This is a genomic window from Heliorestis acidaminivorans (assembly GCF_008933955.1).
In the GTDB taxonomy this organism is placed as follows: Bacteria; Bacillota; Desulfitobacteriia; order Heliobacteriales; family Heliobacteriaceae; genus Heliorestis; species Heliorestis acidaminivorans.
Genome location: NZ_WBXO01000023.1, coordinates 1 through 6,311, shown reverse-complemented (window position 1 = coordinate 6,311; position 6,311 = coordinate 1). Strand labels below are relative to the sequence as shown.

At 39.4% G+C, this 6,311-nt stretch carries 7 protein-coding genes and 1 pseudogene; 4 read left to right on the top strand and 4 right to left on the bottom strand.

What is annotated here, in order from left to right:
• Positions 1-299: 299 nt before the first annotated feature.
• Together F9B85_RS14505 and F9B85_RS13945 are read right to left on the bottom strand one after the other, a co-directional pair.
• Positions 300-467: a hypothetical protein gene (locus F9B85_RS14505; RefSeq protein ID WP_170270566.1), complete on the bottom strand. Its 168-nt coding sequence runs from the start codon at positions 465-467 to the stop codon at positions 300-302.
• Positions 468-532: 65 nt separating this feature from the next.
• Positions 533-1,180, bottom strand: coding sequence for a tyrosine-type recombinase/integrase (locus F9B85_RS13945; protein WP_151621818.1), 648 nt, complete (start codon positions 1,178-1,180; stop codon positions 533-535).
• A gap of 696 nt (positions 1,181-1,876) precedes the next feature.
• Here F9B85_RS13945 and F9B85_RS15085 point away from each other — a divergent pair.
• Positions 1,877-2,098: pseudogene (locus tag F9B85_RS15085) on the top strand (DNA methyltransferase); the annotation flags it as partial.
• A gap of 32 nt (positions 2,099-2,130) precedes the next feature.
• Here F9B85_RS15085 and F9B85_RS13935 read toward each other — a convergent pair.
• Positions 2,131-2,394 carry a hypothetical protein gene (locus F9B85_RS13935; RefSeq protein WP_151621817.1) on the bottom strand — a complete coding sequence of 88 codons (264 nt, stop codon included), beginning with the start codon at positions 2,392-2,394 and terminating at the stop codon, positions 2,131-2,133.
• Between the two features lie 191 nt (positions 2,395-2,585).
• The gene (locus tag F9B85_RS13930; RefSeq protein ID WP_151621816.1) at positions 2,586-3,185 is read right to left on the bottom strand and encodes a hypothetical protein; all 600 of its coding nucleotides are present in this window, start codon (positions 3,183-3,185) and stop codon (positions 2,586-2,588) included.
• A 679-nt stretch (positions 3,186-3,864) separates the two neighbouring features.
• Between F9B85_RS13930 and F9B85_RS13925 the strand changes: the two genes are divergently transcribed.
• From F9B85_RS13925 to F9B85_RS13915, 3 genes are all read left to right on the top strand, one after another.
• Complete coding sequence (locus F9B85_RS13925) at positions 3,865-4,326, top strand: phBC6A51 family helix-turn-helix protein (protein WP_243138247.1); 462 nt, start codon at positions 3,865-3,867, stop codon at positions 4,324-4,326.
• A 165-nt stretch (positions 4,327-4,491) separates the two neighbouring features.
• Positions 4,492-4,944, top strand: coding sequence for a tyrosine-type recombinase/integrase (locus F9B85_RS13920; protein WP_151621815.1), 453 nt, complete (start codon positions 4,492-4,494; stop codon positions 4,942-4,944).
• 284 nt (positions 4,945-5,228) lie between these two features.
• A complete protein-coding gene (locus tag F9B85_RS13915) occupies positions 5,229-6,140 on the top strand; it encodes a DUF4351 domain-containing protein (protein WP_151621814.1) in 912 nt (303 codons plus the stop codon).
• The last annotated feature ends 171 nt before the right edge of the window (positions 6,141-6,311 follow it).

Here is a 6,311-nt window from a genome sequence, read left to right as displayed (position 1 = left end):
GTTCAGGATTACTTGACAGATGCAAAAGACTTTCTAGAGTGTATGGTTGTATTAGCAAAAGAGAAATGCTGATATTGGTTCGCTCGTTGGCGAAGCAGGGGAAGATGCAGGGTTGTGTAGTTGGCTGAATGACTAATGTAGTTAATTGGTTGAGTTAAGGCTGTAGTTAACGAAAGAGAAGCCCGTCAGAAATGATTTCTGACGGGTTTTTTACGTATATTGTTGTTGAACTATCGCTCCCGTTTGTTAAATAAGTGACCGTAAATCTTCATGAAGAAAAGTTGCCTTTTGCCGTTAGCCTACCGTGAATATAGCTTTTTTAATAAGGCTTCGCATCTTTCGATCTCTTTCAAAATAGATGTCTTTATTGATGACTCTCGTTTATTCGACTCTAATAATTCAGCTAACCGTTTCGCTGCTTCGTTAGTCTCAATTACGATTTCTTTTTCAAATGAAGACGTAGGCATTGGGTAATCACCTCTTACAGCAATTGTAAACGATTGTTTGTAATACATAAAGTTTAATCGAAAAGTTAACCATTTATCGCTATCCCAATCTTCTCAACAGCATTGACCTTCAACCTCTGCGAAACTCCACCGTACTTCTCCATGAAATAATCCAAGCTATCAATCCCCATCAACTCCTGTATAACCTCTGGCCGGACATCCATCTCTAGCAGGTGAACAGCGAATGTTTTCCGTATCGAAAATAGACTATATAAAGGAAGGTTTGCTTTGGCCAGTAGCTGATGAAATTTCCTCGTAAGGTTCCTTTGCATAACGGCTGTTCCTTTCGACGTCGTAACCACAAAGCCTGTCTCTACATATTGATCGCCAGCAAGTTGTCTATCGTAATCCTGATAGACCTTCCATCGTTGCAATGCTTTGATAAGATGGCTGTTTAACGGTATCAGTCGTTGATGATCTTTTCTGTTCGCTTCTTGCAGAATAACTTTGTAGTTATTGCCGTCCACTACAGCTTCATCATCGTTTCTGACCCTTACAGCAGATAAGCGAAGGTCAATGATCTTTTTATCGAGATCTACGTCATCCCAACGTAAGGCCAGCAGTTCGCCAACTCGTAACCCTGTTCCCAGCAACATTTGAAAAGCGATACACAGCCTGTCCTCTTTGGCGATGGCAAGGAAAGTGGCCATTTCCGCTGGACTCATAAAGGCCATATCGGTGTTATCGTTATCTTCTTCTTTTCGTGGCTTATGCCAAAGGTCTAGCCAATCGGAAGAGGACAGTTCTTTCGGTGGTTCTGGTAAGGTGATGTTCAGTTGTAGCTGTTGGTCGGCCCTGCACTTTCTATCGAACGCTTAGAAATAATTCATGGTGATCCTGCTAACAGCATTTTCATATCGTCGGAATACCGGTAAGATTTTGTCTCGAAGTTAAAGCAGCGATGTCCGCAGGTGAAAATTGAAGGCAGTATATCAATTAAGTGAAGAGACTTTTTGTCAAGAATTATTAGGATTAAGCAAATTTGGAGATGTAAACATATGACTATCATGTTCGTCAGGAGGATAATTTTTTGAGAATTGGTGATAGTTTTCTAAATATTGGATTTTACTTTCCGTTAATTATAATTGGTATTCTTCAATTTTTTGAGTTTCCTAAATTTCTTGACTATACATTGATGATTATAGCAATTGTATTCGGGGCCTTAAAAATTAAAAAAAATCTTTTTACCTAAAGCTCATGAAGAGATTCAGCAATAGTTTTATCAATGTTCCAGTCACGTGAGTCAATCATTCGTGATAGATTTATAAGAGTAGACTAACATCTAATGATAGATAGTTGGGACACCAATCTTTTTGGCTTGCTGGATTACAGATTAAACTAAAAATGCTTGAAAAAGAGCCAGCGATGTATGGGATGTTCCCAGAGACACTGGCTCTACTTATGTTCACCCAACTCAAAAGCCTGTTAAGCTGGCCAAGATTATCATTGAGAAATCGTCACAGCCGGGGGATGTGGTGTTAGTGCCGTTCTGTGGTAGTGGGGGAGACTGTATTGCAGCGAAGAAACTGGGGAGCGGTTTATCGCCTTTGATATTGAACAGCAGTATATTGAAGCAGCGAATGAACGGTTGAGGGAGGTGGCGTGAGGATACTGTTAAAAACTTCTAATCACCAATAAGACCAACGGCAAAACCAACATTTGTTGCTATCATAATAGTTAACCAAGTAGGAGAATATGGAATTGAAAAGTAGATAGAAACTACTGCGAACAGAGTAGAAATTAGTAAAATGCCAACAACCATGGTAGCGAACCATCTTTTCGTAGGTATCAGATGCTTTACCCTTCTTACGACCAAAAGCATCAAAGGGGTTATTACTACCACAATAGTTCCCATCAAAAATAAATCAAAGGTTGTTAGTGTTAACATAGGTGGTTCACCTCTCAGAGTATCGTGCTTTTTTCGATGATTCTCTAAGGCCCAAAAAGTAAAGTGCCTAAAATCATATTAAAAAAACAACAGGAATTGCTAGAACTGGAAAGAATACAGTATTCTGAAGTTTGATGTTTTATCAAGTGGTATAGCTTGAATGAAGAAGCTCAAGAGTAAGGAAGCATTCTTCAAGTTTTGAACCTAAAATCATTGGTATAGAACATATAAAGAAACGTCACGATTGTCATCAAAAAGACTAAAACAACTGCCATTACAATAGACAGCAATGTTTTCTGCCTTGTATAACCCCTTAATTCTTGTGTTTCTGACTTATCAATTTTTCTTATGTGCATGAGCAGACCAGTGTTAAGCAAGATGAAGGCAAAGATAACTGATATCATTATGAAACCAGAATTAAATTGATCGAATTGAAATGGGGGTGCAGTTTGGTGTCGAGAAAAATAGGATTGAAAAAGGAATAGTAAGCCTAAAAAGAGATTCATAAACATACTTCTTCTCCTAGAGTTACACCATTCATCGCCCATTTTTTCTTTCTCATAAATCGCAACTTTTTCTAGGATAGGGAATATTGATTTCGTAGGGCTATTTTTTAGAAAGTCATAGAGAGTATTGATTAATATAATGCTTGCCGTTATAAAGAAATACTGGGAAGTCGTTAACTTCAGTAAAGTCACAATAGGTATAAATGTTACAAGAAAAAGCAAAAAAAGTGTATTTATGGTTATAATCTGACTCGTTCTTATTTTTCGTATTTCAACAGGCTCCATTTATATCCCACCTAACATTACTATTGGAAAATAAAATCACCATCTATGTAATCTATTACAACAAATGGATATAAGTTTCCTTCAAAAAGGACAAACATTTATCTGTGGAAGAAGAGATATATCGGCTAACTAATCACCGTCAATAGCAATAAACAGACCTTAAACACTTTGTGATATTTAACCTTTGTTTACCCCCCAGCAGCCATATTTCGTAGCCAACCGATCTATCGTTTTTCAACGGCAAAACTGCCCTAGTCGATGATTCCGTTTCTCAAAAACGGCAGGGCAGGAGGTTAGTGTTTTTTCCTCCAACAGCATAATAGTGTCTTAATCTGGTAAAAAAGAAAAGCAGCCGTAAGCTGTTAAACTGGTTTTTCAACGGCAAATGATATCCCTCTATGGGTAACTGTTTACCCACTAACGTATATATATATATTATTTAAATACTAATACAAGAAACAAGAAACAGGAGAAAGAAACAGGAGAAAGAAACAAGATACAAGAATACAGGAGACAAGAAACAAGAGAAGAGAGTGGAAACATACTTTTCTTTTTCAAAAACAAAAAGACTAAAACATAAAAACAAAAGACTGTAAGACCGTATAATCGTAAATAACGTAATCACATAACCCCACAGCAATGAACCGTAACCTCGCTATACATACGGCAATAACAGCTATTGACCGTAACCCCAACGAATACAACCTATACCTCGCTGAAAGCTGTGAAGTCCAGAGAAGATGGCCGAGCTGTACTACATGCCTCACAACGGTTAGCAGCGGAGATGCTGGCTACGAACGATATCCACAAGAAAACGATGCAACAGATCGCCAATGAGGTCGGTATCGACATCCGAACGATTTACCGTTGGAAACAAGACCCCGATTTTATCGAGTACCAGAACGATATTGCCGAAAAGGTAATGACCAGCTTCCTTGCCGAGACATACAACATCCTGCGAAATATCGTAAGGGGCAGCGATAGCGAACGGAATAAACTGCGAGCTATCGAGTTGGTCTTGAAGAACCAGGGCCGTATGACCGATGTTCAAAAGGTCGAGGCGAAGATCGAAGATGATCGGTCGAATGAGGCCATTGATGCCGAGATAGAACGGTTGAAAAAGCTACTAGGCCAGATATAGCCGTAAAAAAAGCAGTTATCCTTTTACGAGGATAGCTGCTCTTTTTCTTGTTCAGCTTTGATTGCAATAGGAGCTGAGTTGAGGTAAGTTAGTCCCCACGAAGCCCAGTCCTTCAAGGGTTTAACTCGCCTACCTCACTCATCTTTGCAAAAGGAGCTGGACAAAATGATTGACGATTTTATTAAGCATCTTGAACGGCAAGGCAAAGTTATCAAGGCCCAGAATGCTTATCGTAATAGCTGGACTCGCTTTACCGAATGGCTGGCGAAAGAGAACCCCCACCCCACCCCCCTTGGGGGCCTACCAGATCCCCAGATGGCCACACAACTGGACGTAGCAAATTTCAAAAGATACGCTGTAAGGCATTATAAGCCCAATACTGTAAACCTCACGATGACCCACCTGAACGTAATCTTCCGGTGGTTTATGCAAAAAGGCGTAATCCCCGACAATCCCGTAGAGCATGTCGACAGAGTACCAACGCCACAATCGTCCCCCAAGTGGCTTACAGGGCCAGAACAGAATCTGCTGGTTCGGACGGTGAGGAAGTATGGCGATGTTCGAGAAATGGCAATGATCATGCTGATGATGCAAGCAGGGTTAGGTCTGGCTGTTTAACAAGCAGATCAGCAACCCCCTCAAACCTTATACGATAAACAAACCTTATACATAAAAGAGAAACTAGCAGTTGTATATTTGAATGATCTTTTGCCGAAAAGAAGGAATTTACAATTTTATATGGATATAACAAATTTCAAAAAGTTAAGGCTAGGATATAAGTTAAATGACTATAGAAAATAGACGTAACAATACTCCCACGCTGTCGACAAAGCCATTGTCATCTTCTTGAGTTTACTCTTTAACGTCCCACCGTCCGATGTTAAAATAAGGATAGAGAAGCAATGAAGAAGGTGGTGGTCTTCATTACACAGTTAAAAGCTACGTCTGAAAGAACTGGGAACCAGTACGATACGACATTAAAAGAAATATTTGAAGATAGTTCGGAAGCTTTTATTCAGTTTTTCACAGGGCAAAACTATAAGCTAGAAGAAACAATGACCATAGAGTTTCCCAAGACAGAAAATCGACGTGCTGATGGAGTTTTTCTTATAAGCAGTACAGAAGGCGAGATGGTCTGTCACATCGAATTTCAAAGCTCTAATGATTCGACGATACCTTATCGCATGTTACGTTATGCTTTGGAAATACACCAACGTAAAGAATTACCAGTATGTCAGATTCTTATCTACTTTGGTAAGAAACCAATAACGATGAAAGAACGGCTCAAATACTTTGTCGCTCCAGGACAGCACCTAGACTTTTCTTATCGCACTGTTGACGTAGGTGCTATGAAGCACGAAGAGTTTCTTAATCTCAGCAATCCAAAGCTGTATGCTCTATTGCCTGTCGTGGATCGAGAATACTATCAGGATAAGCCAGAAGAACACTTGCAGAAAAGTACGGAAGTGATTCTTGACAGCACATTATCTTTGGAAGAAAAAAGGAAAGTGCTATTTCAAGCCAATCTCTTAGCTGGCATAGTTCACGAAGATTCGTTGGTTAAAAAAGTCTTTGCGGAGGTGGATAAAATGATCAATCTTCAAGAGTCGTCTACCTATCGACGGATTATTAGAGAGGGACAAAAGGATGCATTGACAAAAACGCTGATACGTCAACTTAATGTTAAGTTCGGAAAATTACCAGAGTCATACGTGGATCGTTTAGAGAAGCAGGAGTATCATGCTTTAGAGAATATTGCCGACAAAATATTTGAACTTGATAAACCTGAAGATTTAGACAAATATCTTAATTAAAGTAACAGAGGTACAGGTCAACTACGGCTTGTGCCTCTCTCTATCTCGACGAGTTCCTTCCTTATTATATTAACTGCAAAAGAGAGGTGAAGCGTATGGACAAAAGAACCTTAATAGAAATGAAAAATATTCTTACTTCAGAGCAAGCCAGAGCAATTCTTGAAGTGAAGG

What these genes read in the sequence shown, in the direction of transcription:
- F9B85_RS14505 (WP_170270566.1), bottom strand. Translation starts at nt 467, where the DNA reads ATGCCTACGTCTTCATTTGAAAAAGAAATCGTAATTGAGACTAACGAA.
- F9B85_RS13945 (WP_151621818.1), bottom strand. Translation starts at nt 1,180, where the DNA reads ATGGCCTTTATGAGTCCAGCGGAAATGGCCACTTTCCTTGCCATCGCC.
- F9B85_RS13935 (WP_151621817.1), bottom strand. Translation starts at nt 2,394, where the DNA reads ATGTTAACACTAACAACCTTTGATTTATTTTTGATGGGAACTATTGTG.
- F9B85_RS13930 (WP_151621816.1), bottom strand. Translation starts at nt 3,185, where the DNA reads ATGGAGCCTGTTGAAATACGAAAAATAAGAACGAGTCAGATTATAACC.
- F9B85_RS13920 (WP_151621815.1), top strand. Translation starts at nt 4,492, where the DNA reads ATGATTGACGATTTTATTAAGCATCTTGAACGGCAAGGCAAAGTTATC.
- F9B85_RS13915 (WP_151621814.1), top strand. Translation starts at nt 5,229, where the DNA reads ATGAAGAAGGTGGTGGTCTTCATTACACAGTTAAAAGCTACGTCTGAA.